The sequence below is a fragment of the Microbacterium sp. JZ37 genome (assembly GCF_035188445.1).
GTDB classification, from domain to species: domain Bacteria; phylum Actinomycetota; class Actinomycetes; order Actinomycetales; family Microbacteriaceae; genus Microbacterium; species Microbacterium barkeri.
In genome coordinates, this window is record NZ_CP045253.1 from 297,654 (window position 1) to 318,169 (window position 20,516).

At 71.3% G+C, this 20,516-nt stretch carries 15 protein-coding genes; 13 read left to right on the forward strand and 2 right to left on the reverse strand.

Annotation, left to right across the window (positions count from 1 at the left end; genetic code table 11):
- Nucleotides 1-23: 23 nt before the first annotated feature.
- The gene (locus tag GC092_RS01385; protein WP_324013651.1) at nt 24-1,034 is read right to left on the reverse strand and encodes an ABC transporter permease; all 1,011 of its coding nucleotides are present in this window, start codon (nt 1,032-1,034) and stop codon (nt 24-26) included.
- Nucleotides 1,031-2,506 (reverse strand): sugar ABC transporter ATP-binding protein, encoded by a 1,476-nt coding sequence (locus GC092_RS01390; RefSeq protein WP_324014824.1) that lies wholly within the window; start codon nt 2,504-2,506, stop codon nt 1,031-1,033. The genes GC092_RS01385 and GC092_RS01390 overlap by 4 nt, the downstream gene beginning before the upstream one ends.
- A 155-nt stretch (nt 2,507-2,661) precedes the next feature.
- Between GC092_RS01390 and GC092_RS01395 the strand changes: the two genes are divergently transcribed.
- The 13 genes from GC092_RS01395 to GC092_RS01455 all read left to right on the forward strand — a co-directional run bounded on the left by GC092_RS01395 (nt 2,662) and on the right by GC092_RS01455 (nt 20,482).
- On the forward strand, nt 2,662-3,714 hold the full coding sequence (locus GC092_RS01395) for a substrate-binding domain-containing protein (protein ID WP_271173013.1): 1,053 nt from the start codon (nt 2,662-2,664) through the stop codon (nt 3,712-3,714).
- A 176-nt stretch (nt 3,715-3,890) separates the two neighbouring features.
- A complete protein-coding gene (locus GC092_RS01400; RefSeq protein WP_324013655.1) occupies nt 3,891-4,655 on the forward strand; it encodes a sugar phosphate isomerase/epimerase family protein in 765 nt (254 codons plus the stop codon).
- Nucleotides 4,656-4,693: 38 nt separating this feature from the next.
- Nucleotides 4,694-5,806, forward strand: coding sequence for a Gfo/Idh/MocA family protein (locus GC092_RS01405; protein WP_282978855.1), 1,113 nt, complete (start codon nt 4,694-4,696; stop codon nt 5,804-5,806).
- Entirely contained in the window at nt 5,796-6,878 is a 1,083-nt protein-coding gene (locus GC092_RS01410; protein WP_324013656.1) for a Gfo/Idh/MocA family protein, read from the forward strand. Before GC092_RS01405 ends, GC092_RS01410 begins: the two co-directional genes overlap by 11 nt.
- Nucleotides 6,879-6,895: 17 nt before the next feature.
- On the forward strand, nt 6,896-7,909 hold the full coding sequence (locus GC092_RS01415) for a sugar phosphate isomerase/epimerase family protein (RefSeq protein WP_282978854.1): 1,014 nt from the start codon (nt 6,896-6,898) through the stop codon (nt 7,907-7,909).
- A gap of 130 nt (nt 7,910-8,039) precedes the next feature.
- Nucleotides 8,040-9,515 (forward strand): C-glycoside deglycosidase beta subunit domain-containing protein, encoded by a 1,476-nt coding sequence (locus tag GC092_RS01420; RefSeq protein ID WP_324013657.1) that lies wholly within the window; start codon nt 8,040-8,042, stop codon nt 9,513-9,515.
- A 159-nt stretch (nt 9,516-9,674) separates the two neighbouring features.
- On the forward strand, nt 9,675-10,967 hold the full coding sequence (locus GC092_RS01425) for an ABC transporter substrate-binding protein (RefSeq protein ID WP_324013658.1): 1,293 nt from the start codon (nt 9,675-9,677) through the stop codon (nt 10,965-10,967).
- 176 nt (nt 10,968-11,143) lie between these two features.
- Nucleotides 11,144-12,433, forward strand: a complete 1,290-nt coding sequence (locus GC092_RS01430) for an ABC transporter substrate-binding protein (protein ID WP_271173006.1) — start codon at nt 11,144-11,146, stop codon at nt 12,431-12,433.
- A gap of 26 nt (nt 12,434-12,459) precedes the next feature.
- Complete coding sequence (locus GC092_RS01435; RefSeq protein ID WP_271173005.1) at nt 12,460-13,434, forward strand: carbohydrate ABC transporter permease; 975 nt, start codon at nt 12,460-12,462, stop codon at nt 13,432-13,434.
- A 1-nt stretch (nt 13,435) separates the two neighbouring features.
- Entirely contained in the window at nt 13,436-14,272 is an 837-nt protein-coding gene (locus GC092_RS01440; RefSeq protein ID WP_271173004.1) for a carbohydrate ABC transporter permease, read from the forward strand.
- The gene (locus GC092_RS01445) at nt 14,269-15,777 is read left to right on the forward strand and encodes a family 43 glycosylhydrolase (RefSeq protein ID WP_324013659.1); all 1,509 of its coding nucleotides are present in this window, start codon (nt 14,269-14,271) and stop codon (nt 15,775-15,777) included. Before GC092_RS01440 ends, GC092_RS01445 begins: the two co-directional genes overlap by 4 nt.
- Nucleotides 15,774-17,903, forward strand: a complete 2,130-nt coding sequence (locus GC092_RS01450) for a glycoside hydrolase family 3 N-terminal domain-containing protein (RefSeq protein WP_324013660.1) — start codon at nt 15,774-15,776, stop codon at nt 17,901-17,903. Before GC092_RS01445 ends, GC092_RS01450 begins: the two co-directional genes overlap by 4 nt.
- Nucleotides 17,900-20,482 (forward strand): type 1 glutamine amidotransferase family protein, encoded by a 2,583-nt coding sequence (locus GC092_RS01455; protein WP_324013661.1) that lies wholly within the window; start codon nt 17,900-17,902, stop codon nt 20,480-20,482. Before GC092_RS01450 ends, GC092_RS01455 begins: the two co-directional genes overlap by 4 nt.
- Nucleotides 20,483-20,516: the final 34 nt, after the last annotated feature.

Sequence of the window (20,516 nt, forward strand, 5' to 3'; positions counted from 1 at the left end):
TGCCGGTGTCGGCGGAAGCCGCGTCAGCTGCTGCGCGACGGCCGCCCGGCGAAGCGCTGCTGGAGCAGCACCGCGATGACGATGATCACGCCCTTGGCGACCGCCTGCGTCGACGAGGACAGGTTGTTCTGCACGAAGACGTTGCTGAGCGTCGCGAAGATGAGGACGCCGAAGACCGTGCCGGTGATCGTGCCGCGGCCGCCCGTGAGAAGCGTGCCGCCGACGACGACCGCGGCGATCGCATCGAGCTCCCACAGCGAGCCGTGCGTCGAGGTGCCCGCTGTCGTGCGGCCGAGCAGCATGATCGCGGCGACGCCGGCGGCCAGCCCGCTGAGCGCGTAGAGCCACATCGTGTGCCGCTTCACCGCGATGCCCGCGAGGCGCGCGGCCTCGCGATTGCCGCCGATCGCGACCGTGCGGCGGCCGAAGGTCGTGCGGTTCAGGAGGAACCAGCCGCCCGCGGCGACGACGGCGAAGATCCAGATGAGCATGTCGATGCCGAGGATGTCGATGTTGAGCGCGCGGATGAAGTCGCGATCCGACACGATGAGCGTGCGGTTGTTCGCGAGGAGCTCGGCCAGGCCGCGCGCTCCGACGAGCATCGCGAGCGTCGCCATGAACGCCACGACCTTGCCATACGCGATCACGACCCCGTTGATGAGGCCGGCTGCGGCGCCGACGACGAGCGCGATGAGCATCATGAGCGTCCAGTGCACCGAGCCGGCGAGGTCCTGCACGGCCGCGAGCGTCGCCACGACCGAGGCCAGTGCCACCACCGCGCCCACGGAGAGGTCGATCCCGCCCGCGATGATGACGAAGGTCATCGCGATGCTGACCACGCCGATGATCGATGCCTGGCGCAGGATGACGAGCGCGTTGTCGAAGGTCGGGAACGTCCCGGGCGCCGTGATCGCCCCCACGACGACGAGCGCGAGGAGCGCGAGCACGAGGCCGAGGTTGCGTCCGACGGATCCCGAGAAGATGCGCCGCAGGGGCGAGGCCTGCGGCTCGGCGGCGGGGCTCTGCACGCTCATGCGGCGGCTCCTTTCATGACGAGATCGAGCACGCCGTGCTCGTCGATGTCGGATGCGGGAAGACGATCGAGCACGCGCCCGTCGCCGATGACGAGCACGGTGTCGGCGAGGCCGAGCACCTCGGGGATCTCGCTCGAGACGATGACGATCGCGGTCCCCGACGCGGCCAGCCGCCGGATGAGCCCGTAGATCTCGGCACGGGCGCCGACGTCGACACCGCGCGTCGGCTCGTCGAGCAGCAGAACCCGGCTGTCCTCCACGAGCCATCGGGCGAGGAGGATCTTCTGCTGGTTGCCGCCGGAGAGCGTGGCCGCCGGACGGTCGGGGTCTGCGGGCCGCAGCTCGAGGGCGTCCATCTGCTCCCTCGCGACGCGGCGCTCGGCCCGCTCGTCGAGCACGCCCCGTCGCGCGATGCGAGGGAACGTCGACAGCGTGATGTTGCGGAAGATCGGCTCGCCGAGCACGAGCCCCTGCGACTTGCGCTCCTCGGGGCTGAGGCCCATCCCGGCCTTCACCGCGGCCGTGACCGATCCGCGCGGCAGCGGGCGGCCATCCCGCTTCACGGTGCCCGCGGTCGCTCGCCGCGCCCCGTAGACCGTCTCGAGGATCTCCGAGCGACCCGAGCCGACCAGCCCTGCGAGGCCCACGATCTCCCCCGCGCGCACGGAGAACGACACGTCGTCGAAGACGCCGGCCAAGCCGAGTCCCTCGACCTCGAGGAGCACCGGCGCGTCCGGCGCGATGGGCGTCGCGGGCGGGAAGACGTTCTCGACCGTCCGGCCCGTCATATGGCGGATGAGGTCGGCCGTGGGGGTGTCGGCGACGGAGAGGTTGCTGGCCGTGCTGCGGCCGTCCTTGAGGACGGTGATGCGATCGCCGATCGCGCGGATCTCCTCGAGCCGGTGCGTGATGTAGATGACGGCGATGCCCTGGGCGGTCAGCTCGCGCACGACGTGGAAGAGGTTGCGGACCTCCTCGGCGTCGAGCACGGCCGACGGCTCGTCCATCACGATGAGGCGGATGTCGTGCGACAGCGCGCGCGCCATGCTCACGATCTGCTTGCCCGCTGCGCTCAGCGAGCCGACCTCCGCGTGCGGCGAGATGCCGGCGTGACCGAGGCGCTCGAGCAGCCGGCGCGTCTCGCGGGCGGCATCGCGCCGCCGGGTGACGCCGCCGCGCGCGAGCTCGTGCCCGAGGAAGATGTTCTCGGCGACGGTGAGATCGTCGACGACGTCGAGCTCCTGGTACATCGTCGCGATGCCGTGATCGATCGCCGCCTGGGGGCTCGTGATCGCGATCGGCTCGCCGTTCCAGCGGATCTCGCCGGCGTCGGGCTCGTGCACGCCGGCGAGGGTCTTGATGAGCGTGGACTTCCCTGCGCCGTTCTGGCCCAGGAGGCAGTGCACCTCGCCCGGGAGCACGTCCAGGTCGACCCCGCGCAGGGCCTGCACTCCCGCGAAGCTCTTCTCGATTCCGCGGACCGAGAGTAATGACGCGGCGTGGTCGTCTTTGATCACGGCTGAAACCTAACACCGCGGGGCTTCTGCTGTCGATGAGTCAGAACCTGTACAGGCGTCCGCAAGGCTGTTAGCTTGACCGCATCTGCATCACGTTTCAAGGAGGAGACATGGGCACAGTGCGCACGCGCGCAGGACGCGCTGCGGTCGCGGGGATGGCGGCACTCGCGACGATCGGCCTGCTCGCCGGGTGCACCAGCGACGGCGACGAGGGCGAGGGCGACGTCGTCGACCAGGGCACGACGAGCGACGAGAACGCCGAGGAGGGCGACACGGTCGTCATCGGATGGTCGGGGCCGGAGGCCGATCACGGCTGGCTGGGCGCGATCAACTCCGGCGCGCTCGCCGCGGCCGAGAGCTTCGGCGACGTCGAGCTGCGGCAGGCGGAGGGCACGAACGACGCGAGTCAGCAGATCGCGGCGGTCGAGCAGTTCATCAACGAGGGAGTCGACGCCATCGTCCTGCTCCCGACGGATGGCGCCGCGCTCACCGAGGTCGCGATCCAGGCGATGGAGGCGGGCATCCCGGTCATCAACGTCGACCGGGAGTTCTCGAGCACGTTCGCCTCGCGCGTCACCATCCTCGGCGACAACTACGGCATGGGCGTGAGCGCCGGCACCTACATCTGCGAGGAGCTCGAGGGGCAGAGCGACGCGGTCGTCGCCGAGATCGCGGGCATCGACTCCCTCCCGCTCACGCAGGACCGGTCGCAGGGCTTCGCCGACGCCCTCGAGGACTGCGGTCTCGAGGTGTCGGCCCGCGTGGCCGCCGACTTCACCGTGGCCGGCGGCGAGGCGGCGGCCTCGCAGCTGCTCTCGGCGAACCCCGAGATCGACGCGATCTGGAACCACGACGACGACCAGGGCGTCGGCGTGATGGCCGCGATCGAGGCCGCGGGCCGCGACGAGTTCTTCCTCGTGGGCGGCGCAGGCAGCGTCAACATGATGGAGCGGATCGAGGCGGACGACAGCGTCATCAAGGCGACGGTCATCTACCCCTCGACGCAGGCGGCCGACGGCATCGCGCTCGCGCGTCTCGTCGCGCAGGAGAAGACGATGAGCGATCTCGTCACGCCGAGCGTGCCGTATCGGATCGTGCTCGACGCGCCCGTCGTGACGAAGGACAACGTCGAGGAGTTCATCGACCTCGCCTTCGAGTCCTGACGGGGCGAGCCCGGAAGAGCCGAGGAGGAGGCGCCCGCGGGGGAGGCGGGCGCCTCCTCCTCTGTCTGTGAACACGCAACTTTTGCTTGTTGATCGACGGAAGTCCTGATACCGTCGGGGACGCGCCTGCGAGAGCGCGCCATCCCCCGAGACCTCACCGTCGAGAGAAGAGTCACATGACCTCTGCCCCCGCCATCGCGCTCCAGCTCTACACGATCCGAGAGGCGGTGGCCGAGGATGCGGGTGCCGCACTCGCCCGCGCCGCCGAGATCGGCTTCGAGCGGATCGAGCTCTTCAACATCGTCGAGTGGCGCGCGCAGCTCGAGGCGGGCCTCGCCGCGCACGGCCTCACCGCTCCCACCGCGCACGCGGTGCTCTCGAGCGGCGAGCCCGAGCAGTTCTTCGAGGCCGCGCAGGCCCTCGGCGTGAAGACGCTCATCGACCCGTTCATCGCGCCCGAGCGCTGGACGAGCCGCGACGAGGTCCTCCGCATCGCCGACGAGCTCGCCGCGCACGCCGAGAAGGCGAAGGCGTACGGCCTCGCGTTCGGCTACCACAACCACTTCTGGGAGGTGGAGAACGTCTTCGACGGCGAGACGGCCCTCGAGGTCCTCGCCGGCGCCCTCCCGGCCGACGTCGGCCTCGAGGTCGATGCGTACTGGGCCGCCGTCGGCGGTGCGGACGTGCCCGCTCTGCTCACGTCGCTCGGCGACCGGGTCCGGCAGCTCCACATCAAGGACGCGCCCCTCGTCGACGGCGCGCTGAGCAAGGACCGCGAGGACCAGCTGCCTGCGGGACAGGGCGCGATCGCGTGGCAGCCCGTGCTCGCCGCCGCGCCTGCGGCCGAGCTTCTCGTCGTCGAGTTCGACGAGTACCGCGGCGACATCTTCGACGGCATCGCCCAGGGCCTCGCGGGAACCCGCGCGCTGCTCGGCGCGTGACAGCCGCCATCCCGAACCAGAGAGAAAGAGAGCGTCCCGTGAGCGGACACCACCCCGTCGGCGTCGGATTCATCGGCGCGGGGATGATCAGCGACACCTACCTCGAGCACCTCGCCCAGTTCCCCGACGTCGAGGTCGTCGCGGTCGGCGACATCGACACGGTGCGCGCGAAGGCGCAGGCCGAGAAGCACGGCGTGCCGGTGTCGGGCTCGCCCGACGAGATCCTCGCGCACCCCGATGTCGAGCTCGTCGTCAACCTGACGATCCCGGCGGTGCACGCCGAGGTGTCGCTCGCGGCGATCGACGCCGGCAAGCACGTGTGGAGCGAGAAGCCGATCGCGGTCGACTTCGCCTCGGGTCAGGGCCTCGTGAAGCGCGCCGCCGAGAAGGGCCTGCGCGTGGGCATCGCCCCCGACACGGTGCTCGGCCGCGGCGTGCAGAGCGCGCTGCGGGCGATCGCGCGCGGCGAGATCGGCCAGCCGATCGGCGCGTCGACGGCGATGATGAGCCTCGGCCCCGACAAGTGGCACCCGAACCCCGACTTCTTCTTCCTGCCCGGCGCCGGACCGGTCTTCGACATGGGCCCGTACTACCTGACGACGCTCGTCAACGTGTTCGGCTCGGTCGCGAAGGCCTCGGCCTTCGGTCTCACGAGCACGCCCACCCGCACGGTCGTCGCGGGCGACCGCGCGGGGGCGGAGTTCCCCGTGCTCGTCCCGACGCACGTCAACGCGAACCTCGAGTTCGAAGGCGGCGGAACGAGCTCGAGCATCTTCAGCTGGGAGTCGCCCCTCATGCGCATGGGCGTGGTCGAGATCACCGGCACCGAGGGCACCCTCTCGATCCCGGACCCGAACATGTTCGAGGGGCCGCTGCGGATCATCCGCGCGGGCGGCGACCCGCGCGAGCAGCAGTGGGAGGAGCTCGAGAGCGACGGCGTCGTGGGCGGCCGCGGTCTGGGCGTGATCGACATGGTGCGCGCCATCCGGGAGGACCGCCCGCACCGCGCGTCGGGCGAGATCGGCCTGCACGTGCTCGAGACGATGATCGCGATCGAGCGGTCCATCGAGACCGGCGAGACGGTCGCGGTCGAGAGCCGGATCGAGCGCCCCGCGCCGATCCCCGCGGACTGGACGCCCTATGAGCTCTGAGATCGGAGCCGGCTTCGTCGGCGGCGGGTTCATGGCCCGCGTGCACAGCCGGGCCGCGCGGGCTGCTGGCGCCCGACTGCGCGGCATCAGCTCCTCGTCGGCCGAGCGGGCCTCCTCTGCCGCGGCCGACCTCGACATCGAGAACGCCTTCTCGGGCTACGACGCGCTCCTCGACGACCATGACGTCGACGTCGTGCACGTGTGCACGCCGAACGCGCAGCACGCCGAGCAGACGCTCGCGGCGCTCGCGGCAGGCAAGCACGTCGTGTGCGAGAAGCCGATCGCCACGACCTCGGCCGACGCGCGCCGCCTCGTGGAGGCGCAGGCCGGCTCGGGTCTCGTCGGCGCCGTCCCGTTCGTCTACCGCTACCACCCGATGGTCCGCGAGGCGCGCGCCCGCATCGCCGAGAGCGGCGAGGCCGTGCTCTCGATCGACGCGGCGTACCTCCAGGACTGGCTGCTGGGCGCCGAGGACGGCAACTGGCGAGCCGGCGCGGAGGGCGGCGCATCCCGCGCGTTCGCCGACATCGGCTCGCACCTGTTCGACCTCCTCGAGTTCGTGACGGGCGAGCGGGTCGTGAAGCTCAGCGCGCTCACCCGCACCGTCTTCGAGGAGCGCGCGGGGCATCCGGTCGCGAACGAGGACATCGCCGCCGTCCTGTTCCAGCTCTCGGGAGGGGCACCCGGCACGGCGCTCGTCAGCCAGATGGCGGCCGGTCGCAAGAACGGTCTCGTGCTCGAGGTGCACACGGGCGATGCGGCCTACCGCTTCGAGCAGGAGCGCCCCGAGGACCTGTGGATCGGCCGGCGCGACGGCTCGCTCCTGCTCCCGCGCGAGGAGGGCCTGCTCGCCCCCGACGCCGCGCGCCTGTGCCGCGTCCCCTCGGGTCACCCGATGGGGTATCAGGACGCGTTCAACGCCTTCGTGTCGGACGCATACGCCGCGACCGCGGGGGCGGAGCCCGAGGGGCTGCCGTCGTTCCGCGACGGCCTGCGCGCCGCGCAGCTGACCGAGGCCGTCGTCGAGTCCGCGCGCACGGGCGCGTGGGTCGAGACGCCGGTCGACGCATGACGACCGGAGGAGGATCCATGGCCGAGGCGCGCCATCCCGTCACGCTGTTCACCGGCCAGTGGGCCGACATGCCGTTCGAGGAGCTCGCGCGCCGCGCGGCCGAGTGGGGCTACGACGGGCTCGAGATCGCCGCGTCGGGCGACCACCTCGATCTGCAGCGGGCCGACGAGGACGACGCGTACGTGCAGTCGCGTCTCGACATCCTGGACCGCTACGGGCTCAAGGTGTGGGCGATCTCGAACCACCTCGCCGGGCAGGCCGTGTGCGACGACCCGATCGACTTCCGCCATCAGGCGATCCTGCGCGACTACGTGTGGGGGGATGGCGATGGCGAGGGCGTGCGCCGGCGCGCGGCCGAGGACATGAAGCGTGCCGCCCGCGTCGCGCGCAAGCTCGGCGTCGACACGGTCGTCGGCTTCACGGGATCGAAGATCTGGCCCTACGTCGCGATGTTCCCGCCCGTTCCCGCCGACGTCATCGACGCGGGCTACGAGGACTTCGCGAACCGGTGGAACCCGATCCTCGACGTGTTCGACGCCGAGGGCGTGCGGTTCGCGCACGAGGTGCACCCCTCCGAGATCGCCTACGACTACTGGACGAGCGTCCGGACCCTCGAGGCCATCGACCGGCGCGAGGCCTTCGGGTTCAACTGGGACCCGTCGCACATGGCCTGGCAGGGCGTCGACACGGTCGCCTTCATCACGGACTTCGCCGACCGGATCTACCACGTCGACTGCAAGGACACGCGGATCCGCCGGGCATCCGGTCGGCAGGGCATCCTCGGGTCGCACCTCGCCTGGGGCGACCCGCGGCGGGGGTGGGATTTCGTCTCGACCGGGCACGGCGACATCCCGTGGGAGGACGCGTTCCGCGCGCTCGCCGCGATCGGCTACGACGGCCCGATCTCTATCGAGTGGGAGGACGCCGGGATGGACCGGCTGCACGGGGCAGCCGAGGCGGTCGGCTACATCCGCTCGCTGCTGTGGAAGCTCCCCGAGGCGTCGTTCGACGCCGCGTTCAGCAACCAGTAGACGCATCCGGCACGGCGCCGCTCCGGGGTTCCGGGGCGGCGCCGTCGTGTGCTCCGCCGGGCTTATGTTGAAAAGAGGCTAAAGTAGGTCTACTCTCGGCGTATACGAATCCGCCGACGAAGGAGTCGCCATGCCCAACGGTCTGCTCGATGCCGCGAGCCTCCGCGTCCACCCCGACGGAGCGGCGCTCCAGCTCACCATCCCGTGGTACCGGAGCCTCTGGCTGTCCTCCGTCACGAGCCTCGCCCTCACGGTCGACGGCGAGCAGGTGCCCGAGAGCGATCTCGCCTTCGAGCTGAACGGCACGCGCTACGCGATCGCCGACCTCCCGCAGCAGAGCGACGTCCTCTGGTATCTGCAGGACCATCCGCTTCTCATCGTCCGCCGTGAGGCGCCGATCGCTCTCGGCGAGACGCACGAGGTCGTGCTGCACGGCGAGCTGCGCCTGCCCTACATGCAGATCGCGCCGGGGCAGGATGGCGGCCCCGGGCTGTACGTGCCGAACGTCGTGCACCATGAGCTGACGCTCACGGCCACCGACCGCGACGCCGCGCCCGTCGGCCTCGAGCTCGAGGTGCCGCCGGCGCCCGAGCGATCCGATGACGACCCGTTCCGTCTCGGCCTGACGCTGTACTCCGCGAGCGCGGAGTTCCGGGCCGGCTGGTACGACTTCGACGGCCTGCTCGATCGCGTCGCCGAGCTCGGCATCGGGCCGGGCATCGAGATCGTCGCATCGCAGATGGTGCCGACCTACCCGCGGGTGTCGGAGGAGTTCGAGCGCGCGTGGCGCGCGGCGTTCGACCGGCACGGCTTCGAGGCGAGCTCGTTCGGCGCGAACCTCGACATGGGGCGTCGACGCGACCGCGACATGACGCCCGATGAGGAGTTCGAGGTCACCGAGCTGCTCTTCCGCGGCGCGAAGCGCCTCGGCTTCCCGCTCGTGCGCATCCAGTCGGCCAAGCCCGACTTGCTGCGTCGGCTGCTGCCCGTGGCCGAGGAGCTCGACCTCCGTCTCGCGTACGAGATCCACGCGCCCTCCGGGCCGAACGCCCCCGAGGTGCTGCGCATCCGCGACCTCTACGCCGAGCTCGACTCGCCCCTGCTGGGCTTCGTCGCCGACTTCTCGGCGACGATGCGGGCGATGTCGCCGACGCTGGTGCGCGCCGTGCGACGCGCGGGCCTCGACGACGAGGCCGTCACGCGGCTGCAGGAGATCTGGGCGACGGATGAGCCCATGCGCGCACGGCAGGAGGAGTTCATCGCGTACCTGCGCGGTCGCGACTTCGACCCGGGCCGGCTCGGCTCGTTCGCCCACCTGGCCTTCAACATGCACGGCCACGTCGACCCGCGGGAGTGGGCCGACATCATGCCGCAGATCCTGCACGTGCACGCCAAGTTCTACGACATCGACGAAGCCGGCCAGGAGCCCGCGATCGACTACCCCGAGCTCGTGCGCGTGTTCGTGGAGGGCGGCTATCGCGGCTTCTGGTCGAGCGAGTGGGAGGGCCACGCGTTCGCCGAGCTCGGCGAGGTCGACCCGCTCGCCCTCGTGCGGCGCCAGCACGACCTCATCCGCGCGAGTATGCGCGCCGCGCAGCCCGCCTGAGCGCGGGCAGCCCGACTGAGCCCAGCGGCTTCCACGCGGGTGATAACCCGCATCGGAAACACTTATGTGACTTTCTGACGTAACGCGGTCATGCTGTGGACAGGAGCACCCGAGCTCCTGTCCCTGCACTTCCGACGACGATGTCAGAAAGGCCAGATCATGACACAGCGCTCCACGCGGCGGCTCGCCGCGATCGCCATCCCCGCCGCGGGCCTCATCCTCCTCGCAGGATGCGCGGGCGGCTCGGATGGCTCGGGCGACGGAGGCGACGACGGGGGAGAGTCCGTCGAGTTCAGCTTCATGTACGCCACCTCGAACAACCTCGAGAGCCCCTACGAGACCCTCGCGAACGAGTACATGGAGGCGCACGACGGCGTCACCATCACGACGAACCCGCTCCCGAACGACAGCTACGGCGAGACGCTCCGCACGCAGCTGCAGGCCGGCAACGCCCCCGACGTCATCCAGACCACCCCGGGATCGGGCGACCCCCGCAGCGTCGTCCCGCTCGCCGAGGCCGGCTTCCTCGAGCCGCTCGGCGACACCGCGGCCGGTCTCGTGCCCGAGGGCGCCGATGCGCTCTTCACGGTCGACGGGGAGGTCTACGGGCAGCCCATGGACTTCACCCTCTCGACGCTCGTCGTGAACATGACCGCCGCCGCGGAGGCGGGGCTCGACGACTTCCCCGCGACGACGGACGAGCTGCTCGCCTCCTGCGGCGAGGTCGCCGAGAACGGCGCGTCGCTCGTCGTGCTCGCGGGCGCCGCCGCGCCCAACGCGGGCCTCACGGCTCAGGCGATCGCCGCGACGCGCGTGTACGCCGAGACGCCCGACTGGAACGACCAGCGCGCCGCAGGCGAGGTGACCTTCGCCGCGAGCGACGGATGGCACGACGTGCTGCAGACGATCCTCGACATGAAGGACGCCGGGTGCTTCCAGCCCGGCGCCGAGGGCGCCGGCTTCGACGCCATCACGAACGGCCTCGCGCAGGGCACCTCGCTCGGGAGCTTCATCCCGTCGGGGTCGGCCGTCGAGATCGGCCGTGCCGCGCCCGACGTGGAGTGGGCCATCCAGCCCTTCCCGCCCGCTGACGGCGGCGACCCGTACCTCATCGCGAGCTCGAACTACACGATCTCGATCAACGCGGCGTCGGAGAACAAGGAGGCGGCCGCCGAGTTCCTCGAGTGGCTCGCGCAGCCCGAGCAGGCGGAGCGCTTCTCCGAGCTCTCCGGCGAGCTCCCCGTCTCCGGCATCGAGGGCCTCGACCTCACGGGCACGATCTACGAGCCCGTGGCGGATCTCCTGCAGTCCGGCCACTACGCGGGGCTCCCGAACGCGTTCTGGAAGGGCGAGGTCTACGAGAAGCTCTCGAGCGGCGTGCAGGGGCTGCTCACGGGCCAGAAGACGGTCGACGCCGTCCTCGCCGACATGGACGCGGCCTGGGGCGACTGACCTGCGACAGGGGGATCGGCGGGCGGAAGCGCCCGCCGATCCCCTGTCCGCACCGGCTTATGTCGGATATCGAAATTAGTTATGTGTGTTTTCGACCTAGGTGGTCGATACTGAAGGGGGCCCCGCACCTGGGCGGGAGCCGCAGCACTCGACGACGACGTCAGAAGGGCAACGACATGACACAGCAGCGTCGCATCATCCGGGCAGGCGCCCTCGCAGGAACCGCGGCGATCGGAGCGCTTGTGCTCGCGAGCTGCTCGACCTCCGCCGGCGGCGGCGCGGGAGACGGCCAGAGCTTCTCGCTCGCGTTCCCCGTCTCGAACGAGGCGAAGACCCCGTACGAGATCCTCGCTGAGCAGTACATGGAGGAGAACCCCGACGTCGAGATCACGATCGACAAGCTGCCCGGCGAGAGCTACAACACGACGATCCGGACCCAGCTGCAGGGCGGCAACGCCTCCGACATCTTCCTCTCCGCTCCCGGCAACGGCCAGTCCTTCAGCATCGTCCCGCTCGCCGAGGCCGGGCTCCTCGAGCCGCTCGGCGAGACGGCGACGAGCCTCATCCCCGACGGCTCGGAGCACCAGTTCGTCGTCGACGGCGCCGTGTACGGGCAGCCGCTGAACATCGCCCCCGCGGGCGTCGTCGTGAACCAGACGGCCGCCGAGGCCGCCGGCATCACGGAGTACCCGGCCGACTGGCAGGGCGTGCTCGACGCGTGCGAGACCGCGGCCCAGGCGGGCGGCTCGTACTTCGTCGTGGCCGGCTCGATCCCGCCGAACGCGGGCATGATGGCGCAGGCGATCGCCGCGACGCGCGTGTACGCCGAGGACCCCGACTGGAACACGCAGCGCGCCGAGGGCGAGGTCACCTTCGCCGACAGCGAGGGATGGCAGCAGACGCTCCAGGCGATCGTCGACATGAACGACGCGGGGTGCTTCCAGCCCGGTGTCGAGGGCGCGGGCTTCGACGCCATCACGAACGGGCTCGTCCAGGGCACGTCGAGCGCGATGTTCGGCCCGAGCGGCGTCGCGCGCGACCTCGGCGAGGCCGCGGGCGGCGAGGCGACCTTCGTCGCGCAGACGTTCCCGCCCGCCGACGCGGCCGACGGCGCGTTCGGCTACGCCAGCTCGACCTACTCGTACTCGATCCCGGCGTCGTCGAAGAACAAGGACGCGGCGAAGGCGTTCCTCGAGTGGATGGCCGAGCCCGCGCAGGCGGAGACGGTCGCCGAGGAGTCGGGCACGCTCCCGATCACGGGCTACGCCGAGATGGACTTCACCGGCACGGCGTTCGAGCCGCTGGCCGACATGCTCGCCGCGGGCGACTTCGTGCCGCTGCCGAACTCCGACTGGTCGAACCCCGCCGTGTACGACGCCCTCGGCGCCGGCGTGCAGGGTCTCCTCACCGGTCAGAAGACGGTCGAGCAGGTGCTCACCGAGATGGACACGGCCTGGGGCGAGTGACCCGGCCGGACGCGAGGGACAGGACGATGACCGCGATGCTGCAGCACGACACAGCCGACGAATCGGCGACGGAGGCCGTCGTCGTCCCCCGAAGCGGCAAGCGGCGGGGGCTGCGCCCGAAGGCGCGGCCCCGCCGCCCCGGCCTGCTGACGTTCGGGCACTGGTGGTGGGCCCTTCCGGGCATCCTCATGGTGCTCGGCATCCACTACGCCGCGACGATCGCGGGCGGCTTCTTCGCCTTCACGGACTGGACCGGCCTCGGCTCGTTCGAGTTCGTCGGCTTCGCGAACTTCGAGCGCATCTTCGGCGACCCCTCGAAGATGCTCGCGCTGGGGAACACCCTCTTCCTGGCGTTCGGCTCGGTGATCCTCACCAACGTCCTGGGTCTCGCGCTCGCCGTCGCCCTCAACCGGCTGCTCAAGACGCGGTACATCCTCCGCACGCTCTTCTTCATGCCCGTGGTGCTGAGCCCGCTCGCCGTCGCCTACATCTGGAAGTTCATCTTCGACTTCAACGGACCGCTCAACGCGTTCCTCACGGCGATCGGGATGGGCGACCTCGCCCGCGCGTGGCTCGGCGACCCGACGTTCGCGATCTGGACGATCCTCATCGTGATCGTCTGGCAGCAGACCGGCTTCTCGATGGTCATCTACGCCGCGGGCCTGGCGGGGGTCCCGGTCGAGATCGAGGAGGCCGCGACGATCGACGGAACCACGCTGTGGCAGCGGTTCTGGCACGTGACGCTCCCGGCCATCCGCCCCGCCGTCGCGATCGCGACCACGCTCGGCCTCGTGAACGGCCTCCGCATCTTCGACCAGATCATGGCGCTCACCGGCGGAGGCCCCGCCGGCGCCACCGAGACCCTCGCGACCGAGGTCTACAAGCAGGCGTTCTCGCTCGGCCAGTTCGGGTACGGCGCCGCGCTCGCCCTCGTGCTCACCGCGATCATCCTCGTCTTCGCGATCATCCAGCAGCGCGTGACGCAGGAGAAGGAGGACTGACATGTTCCGCTACACGAAGCTCACCGCGGTCCGCGAGGTGCTCATCTGGGTGCTCGCGCTCGTGTTCCTGCTGCCGTTCTTCTTCCTCGTCTCCACCGCGCTGAAGACCGACGAGGAGGTCTTCCGCTCCTCGCCGCTCGCGCTCCCCGAGGCGCCGCAGCTCGCCAACTTCGTCGACCTGTTCGCCGCGCAGGGGCAGGGCAACATCCTCGCCGGGCTCGTGAACTCGGTCGTCCTCACCCTCGGCGCGATTCTCGGCCTCGTGCTGCTCGGCTCGCTGACCGGGTACGTCATCATGCGCTCGACGCAGCGGTGGACGAAGGGCGCCTACTACCTCTTCCTCATCGCGATCATCCTGCCCGCGCAGCTCGGCACCGTGCCCCTGTACATCGGGGCGCGCGCGATCGGGCTCACCGGCTCGCTGTGGGGGATGATCATCCTCTACACGGGGATGATGCTGCCGCTCGCGATCTTCCTCTACGCGGGATTCTTCCGCGGCCTCGGCACGGAGTACGAGGAGGCCGCCGCGATCGACGGCGCCACCCGGACGCAGATCTTCTTCCGGATCGTGCTCCCGCTCATGGCCCCCGCGACCGGCACGGTCGCCATCCTCACGGGTCTCATCGTGTGGAACGACTTCATGACCGCGCTCATCTTCCTCGGCGGATCCGACGCGCAGACCCTGCCGGTCGCGATGTACTACTTCATCGGATCGCTCGTGTCGCAGTGGAACAAGATCTTCGCGATCGTGCTCGTCTCGATGATCCCGATCCTCGCGTTCTACCTCGTCGCGCAGAAGAAGTTCATCCAGGGCTTCGCGGGCGGTCTCAAGGGATGAGCGCCTCCCTGCAGCGGACGCCCGCCGACCTCGGCGACGGGACGTTCCGCAACCCGATCCTGCCCGGCGACCGTCCGGATCCCTCTGTCCTGCGCGTGGGTGACGCGTACTACCTGACCTGCTCGTCCTTCGACGCCTCACCGGGGCTCGCGCTCTGGCGCTCGGAGGATCTCGTCTCCTGGTCGTTCGCGGGCACGGCGCTCGAGCATCCGCTGAGCACCGTGTTCGCGCCCGACCTCGTCGAGCACGGCGGTCGGTACTTCATCTACTTCCCGTTCATCCCGAGCGCGTGGGGCGACGCGCGGATCGACGACGCGCAGGTCTGGGTCGTGCACGCCGATCACCCGGAGGGCCCGTGGAGCGCGCCCGTCTTCACCGGCATCTCGGGTGCCATCGATCCGGGTCACGTCGTCGGCGAAGACGGAGAGCGGTACCTCTTCGTGAACGGCATCCGCCGCTGCCGCCTCTCCGCCGACGGCCTCACGGCGGTGACGCCGCTCGAGCAGGCGTATGACGGGTGGCAGTACCCGGATGAGTGGATCACGGAGTCCTACGCGCTGGAGGGGCCGAAGTTCTTCCGCCGCGGCGAATGGATCTACCTCGTCAGCGCCGTGGGCGGCACGGGCGGACCGGCGACCGGACACATGGTGATCGTGGCGCGCTCGCGGTCGGTGCTCGGCCCGTGGGAGAACGCCCCCGGCAATCCGATCGCTCGCACACGGTCGGACGACGAGGCGTGGTGGTCGCGCGGGCATGCGACGATCCTCGAGGGCCGAGACGGCCGCTGGTGGATGGTCTCGCACGGTTACGCGCGCCGCTTCCGCACACTCGGACGCCAGGCCCTCCTCGAGCCGATCGAGTGGACCGAGGACGGATGGCCGGTGGCGCCCGCGGAGGACCTCGGCGCCCCGCTTCCGAAGCCCGCGCCCGGAAGGCCCCACGCGGTTCCCGCGCCGTCGGACGACTTCGCGGAGCCCGCGTGGGGCGAGCGGTGGGTGTTCGACGACCCGGGTCGCGACGAGCTCGACCGGGTGCGCTTCGATGGAGGGCTCGTGCTGCGGGGCAAGGGCGCGTCGCCCGCCGGTGCGTCGCCGCTCACGACGTGGGCGATGGACAGGGCGTTCGAGATCGAGGTCGAGATCGAGGTGCCGGACGGCACGGAGGCGGGGCTCCTCCTCTGGTTCAACCGGCGGATGTTCTACGGCATGAGCTGGGACGGGCGGACGCTCGCGAGCTATGCCGGGGGCATCCGGACGCACCGCCGCGAGCAGGTCGAGCCGGGTTCGATCATCCAGCTGCGCCTCGTCGACGATCAGCACATCGTGACCGGATGGTTCCGCCGTCCGGGTGAGGAGTGGAGCCGTCACGGCGTGCGCTACGACGTCGAGGGAGCCCACTCGGCGACCCTCCAGGACCTGAAGAGCCTCCGACCCGCCCTCTTCGCGGCCGGAGACGGCGCCGCGACCTTCCGCGGGTTCCGCTACCGCGTGCGGGAGGCGTCATGAGCGCCCGCGTCGAGGCACTGCTGGCTCGCCTCAGCTGGGAGCAGAAGCTTGCCCAGATGCAGATCGTGTGGCGTCGGGATCTCGGCGAGGCGACCGCGCTCGCACGGCGCGGCATCGGCGCGCTCTTCTGGCCCGCATCGGCACGCGAGACCAATCAGCTTCAGCGCGCGGCCGTCGAGTCCGGCGGCGTCCCGCTGCTCATCGCGCTCGACGTCGTGCACGGTCAGCGCACGATCTTCCCCACTCCGCTCGCGCAGGCCGCGTCGTTCGACCGCGCCGTCGCCGCCGCGGACGCCCGCGTCTCGGCCCGCGAGGCGCGCTCGGGCGGCGTGAACTGGACCTACTCCCCGATGGTCGATGTGACCCGAGACCCCCGGTGGGGCCGCGTGGTCGAGGGCTTCGGCGAGGACGCGCTCCTCACCTCGACGCTCGGCGCCGTCAAGGCGCGCGCCTACCGCGCGGAGGGTGTCGCGGCCTGCCTCAAGCACTTCGCGGCCTACGGGGCCGCGGAGGCCGGACGCGACTACAACACCGCCGACGTCTCCCGGCGACGCCTGCGCGACGTGTACCTCGAGCCCTTCCGCGCGGGAGCGCACGCCGGCGCGGATACGGTCATGGCGGCGTTCACCTCCCTCAACGGGCGCCCGATGCACGCCAATGCGCCGCTGCTCACCGGGGTGCTCAAGGGCGAGTGGGGGTTCGAGGGCCTCGTCGTGGGCGACGCCGAGGGGGTCGCGCAGCTCGTCGCCCACGGCGTCGCCGAGACCGAGAAGGACGCGATCCGCCAGGCGATCGAGGCGGGCGTCGACATCGTCATGGGGGGAGCGGAGCTCGTCGACGCGAGGGGCGCCGCCCTGCTCGCGCCCGGCGAGGTCGACGCGGACCGCGTCGACGACGCCGTGCGCCGCATCCTGTCGCTCAAGGAGCGGCTCGGGCTCCTCGACGATCCGTTCGTCCGAGAGGAGGCGGAGATCCTCGCGCCGACCGAGGAGTCGCTCGCCGCCGCGCGGTCGGCCGCCGAGCGCTGCATCGTGCTCCTGCGGAACGAGGGCGCACTGCCCCTCGCGCCGCGGGGACGCGTCCTCGTCACGGGGCCGTACGCCCGGAGCCTCGATCACCTGGGCGCATGGGTGCAGCACTTCGCCGCGCCGGCGACATCGACCCTCGCGGACGCGCTCGCCGCGGAGCTCCCGGAGGTCGACTGGGTCGAGGCGGCCGGCTCTGGCTTCCTCTCCGGCTCCGACGAGGACATCGCCGAGGCGGTCTCGCGCGCAGCCGATGCCGACCTCGTCATCGTGGCGGCGGGTGAGCCGAGCCGGCTCTCGGGCGAAGCCGCGTCGCGGGCGGACATCGCGCTCCCGGCCGCGCAGACGCGGCTCATCCACGCCCTCGCCGACGCGGGTGCCCGTGTCGTCGTGGTGCTGCACACGGGGCGGCCCCTGGTCGTCGAGGACTGGATCGAGCGCGTCGACGCGGTGCTGTGCACCTGGCACCTCGGCACGCAGGCGGCACCGGCCATCGCGGGCGCCCTCTCCGGACGCGTGAACCCGGGCGGCCGGCTGCCGATGACGTTCCCGCGGGCCGTCGGGCAGATCCCGATCCATCACGACCACGAGCGCACGGGACGACCCGCGCGGACCGGGGGCGAACTCCTCGACCCCGCGGCGGTCGATGACGAGACCATCCTCGGCCCCAACAACACCGACGACCACTACACGTCGAAGTTCCTCGATCTGCCGCTCGGCCCGCGGTTCGCGTTCGGCCACGGGCTGTCCTACACGACCTTCGCCCTCGACGATCTGGAGGTCGTCCGCGACGACGGCGGATGGCTCGTGTCGGTGCGCGTCCGGAACACCGGCGTGCACGACGGCGATGACGTCGTCCTGCTCTTCGCGAGCGACGAGTGCGCGAGCGTCGTTCAGCCGGTCCGCCGTCTGCGCGGCTTCGAGCGCGTCGCCGTCCCCTCCGGAGGCGCGGCGCGCGTCGCCTTCCGGCTCGAGGCGTCCGACCTGGGCTTCTGGACCGACGACGAGCGGTTCGTCATCGAGCCAGGGGGCTTCGAGCTCGCCGTGGAGGACGGCGTGTCCGCCGTGCGGACGCGGATCGTGCTCGAGGAGGCGTCATGACGCTCCCGCAGCTCCGCGACGTCGTCGACGGCGTCGTCCCGAACGCGATCATGCCGCTGTTCTGGCAGAAGGGCGGCCCGGTCGAGACGATCGTCGAGGAGGCGCACCGCATCGCCGACGCGGGGATCGGCGCGGTCATCCTCGAGGCGCGGCCGCACCCCGAGTTCCTGGGCGACGGATGGTGGCGCGACGTCGACGCCGTGCTCGAGGTGGCGCGCGAGCGCGGGCTCAGGGTCTGGTTCTTCGACGACGACACGTTCCCGACCGGCCATGCGGCGGGCGCCCTCGAAGGCGCGCCCGCCGAGCGGCGCCGCCGGTTCCTCGCCGAGCGGCACACCGACGCGGTCGGGCCCGCCCGCGGAGCGTCGTTCATCGTCGACCGGCGGAAGTTCTTCGGCCCCGAGGCGGGGTGGGATCCAGGCCAGCTCGTCCGCGTCGTCGCCTACCGGCGCGAGGAGGGCGGCGAGGCGCTCATCGGAGAGCCGATCGACCTCACCGAGCGCATCGCCGACGGCCGCGTCTTCTGGGACGTGCCGGAAGGGCACTGGCGCGTGTTCTTCGTGTCGGTCGTGTCCGACGGGGCGAGCGAGCGGCATCGCGACCACCTCTCCTACATCGACGCCGATGCGACGCGCCTGCTCCTCGACACCGTGCACGAGGCCATCCACGCGCGGTACGCCGACGACTTCGGGGGCGTCATCGCGGGCTTCTTCACCGACGAGCCCGGGTTCTACAACGACCGCGAGACGTTCGACTTCACCTCGACGGTCGGCAAGCCGGGCGTCGTCCTGCCGTGGCACCCCGACCTGGGCCTCGATCCGCTCGCCGCGCCCCTGCTGTGGTGGGACGGCGATGGGGCGACGCGGACGCGCCTGGCGTACATGGACGCCCTCACGCGCCTCTACGAGCGCAGCTTCGCGCGGCCCGTCGGGGAGTGGTGCCGTGCGCACGGCGTCGAGCACATCGGCCACGTCGTCGAGGACAACGGCGCGCACATGCGACTCGGCCCCGGCGCCGGCCACTACTTCCGCGCGATGGCCGGGCAGGACATGGCGGGCGTGGACGTCATCGGCGCGCAGGTCGTGCCGGGGTTCGGCCGAGGGCCGCTTGCGAACATGGCCGGCGCGGGCGACGGCGAGTTCTTCCAGTTCGGTCTCGCGAAGCTCGCGTCGTCGGCCGCGCACATCGACCCGCTCAAGCGCGGTCGCTCGATGTGCGAGGCATTCGGCGCGTACGGCTGGTCGTTCGGCCTGCGGCATCAGGCGTGGGTGACATCCCACCTCCTCGTCCGCGGCGTGACGCACATCGTGCCGCACGCGTACTCGCCGGCCGAGTACCCCGACCTCGACTGCCCGCCGCACTTCTTCGCGCGTGGGCGCAATCCCCAGTACCGCCACCAGGCGGTGCTGAGCGCGTACACGAACCGGGTGAGCCACCTTCTCTCGGGCGGGCGGCACATCGCGCCCGCCGCGGTGCTGTACCCCGCCGAGGCCGACTGGCTCGGGCGGGCGATGCCGGCGGAGCGCCCCGTCCGCCTGCTCGCGGAGGCGCAGATCGACGCCGACATCGTGCCCGCCGACGCGCTCCACGATGCGGTCGTCGCGGATGGCGCGCTGCGGGTCCACGAGGAGGCCTACGACGTGCTCGTCGTCCCGGGCAGCGCGCAGCTGCCCGATTCGACGGCGCGGACACTGCAGCGACTCGCACAGGACGGCCTCCCTGTGCTCTTCGTCGACGAGGTGCCGGCGGTCGCGGACGGCGACACGCGCTTTCTGCAGAGCGCCTTCGCGCCCGTCGCGCAGGCGGGGCTCGCGGCCGCCGTCGCCGAGCGCACCGCGCGCGCCGTGCGCGTCGACGCGCCTGCCCCCGAGCTCCGCGTGCATCGTGTCGACCAGGGCGCCGCCGATGTCGTCATGCTCATGAACGAGGGCGTCCGCGCCACGCTCCCGGTGCGCGTCGCGGTTCCGCGCGGTGGCGAGGCGGTCTCCGTCGACCCGTGGACGGGGGCGCTCCGCGCGGTTGCTCACGAGGGCGGAGCGGACGAGGTCGCGATCGACGTGACGCTCGCCCCGGGGGAGACCGCGCTCCTCATCGTGGGCGATCCCGCCGCGTGGGCCGGGATGCCCGTCGCGCCGCTGCGCGAGCGCGCCACGCCATCGCCCGTCCCGGGGCCCTGGCGCATCGAGACGGCCTCGGCTCTCGCCTACCCCGCCTTCGAGGCGTGGCGGAGCATCGACGACCTCGTCCCGCTCGACCGGCCGGGGCTCCTGCCCCGCTTCAGCGGGACCATCCGCTACACGACCCGCGTCCTCGGGCATACGCCATCCGCGCCCGCCGTGATCGACCTCGGCGAGGCTCACGAGGTCGCGCAGGTGTTCGTGAACGGGGCCGATCTCGGAGTGCGGGTCGCGCCGCCCTACCGCTACGACGTGCCGGCGGGCGTCCTCACGGGCGACGACGAGCTCGTCGTCGAGGTCGTGAACACGCTCGCGAAGGAGCAGCCCGACTTCTTCTCGGCATGGGCCGCGCAGGAGCCGACCGGCCTGCTCGGACCCGTCGTGATCGAGGGGGCCCGATGAGCACCCGCCGATTCGAGGACGGCCGGATCGTCGA

What these genes read in the sequence shown, in the direction of transcription:
- GC092_RS01385 (WP_324013651.1), bottom strand. Translation starts at nt 1,034, where the DNA reads ATGAGCGTGCAGAGCCCCGCCGCCGAGCCGCAGGCCTCGCCCCTGCGG.
- GC092_RS01395 (WP_271173013.1), top strand. Translation starts at nt 2,662, where the DNA reads ATGGGCACAGTGCGCACGCGCGCAGGACGCGCTGCGGTCGCGGGGATG.
- GC092_RS01400 (WP_324013655.1), top strand. Translation starts at nt 3,891, where the DNA reads ATGACCTCTGCCCCCGCCATCGCGCTCCAGCTCTACACGATCCGAGAG.
- GC092_RS01410 (WP_324013656.1), top strand. Translation starts at nt 5,796, where the DNA reads ATGAGCTCTGAGATCGGAGCCGGCTTCGTCGGCGGCGGGTTCATGGCC.
- GC092_RS01415 (WP_282978854.1), top strand. Translation starts at nt 6,896, where the DNA reads ATGGCCGAGGCGCGCCATCCCGTCACGCTGTTCACCGGCCAGTGGGCC.
- GC092_RS01420 (WP_324013657.1), top strand. Translation starts at nt 8,040, where the DNA reads ATGCCCAACGGTCTGCTCGATGCCGCGAGCCTCCGCGTCCACCCCGAC.
- GC092_RS01425 (WP_324013658.1), top strand. Translation starts at nt 9,675, where the DNA reads ATGACACAGCGCTCCACGCGGCGGCTCGCCGCGATCGCCATCCCCGCC.
- GC092_RS01430 (WP_271173006.1), top strand. Translation starts at nt 11,144, where the DNA reads ATGACACAGCAGCGTCGCATCATCCGGGCAGGCGCCCTCGCAGGAACC.
- GC092_RS01435 (WP_271173005.1), top strand. Translation starts at nt 12,460, where the DNA reads ATGACCGCGATGCTGCAGCACGACACAGCCGACGAATCGGCGACGGAG.
- GC092_RS01440 (WP_271173004.1), top strand. Translation starts at nt 13,436, where the DNA reads ATGTTCCGCTACACGAAGCTCACCGCGGTCCGCGAGGTGCTCATCTGG.
- GC092_RS01445 (WP_324013659.1), top strand. Translation starts at nt 14,269, where the DNA reads ATGAGCGCCTCCCTGCAGCGGACGCCCGCCGACCTCGGCGACGGGACG.
- GC092_RS01450 (WP_324013660.1), top strand. Translation starts at nt 15,774, where the DNA reads ATGAGCGCCCGCGTCGAGGCACTGCTGGCTCGCCTCAGCTGGGAGCAG.
- GC092_RS01455 (WP_324013661.1), top strand. Translation starts at nt 17,900, where the DNA reads ATGACGCTCCCGCAGCTCCGCGACGTCGTCGACGGCGTCGTCCCGAAC.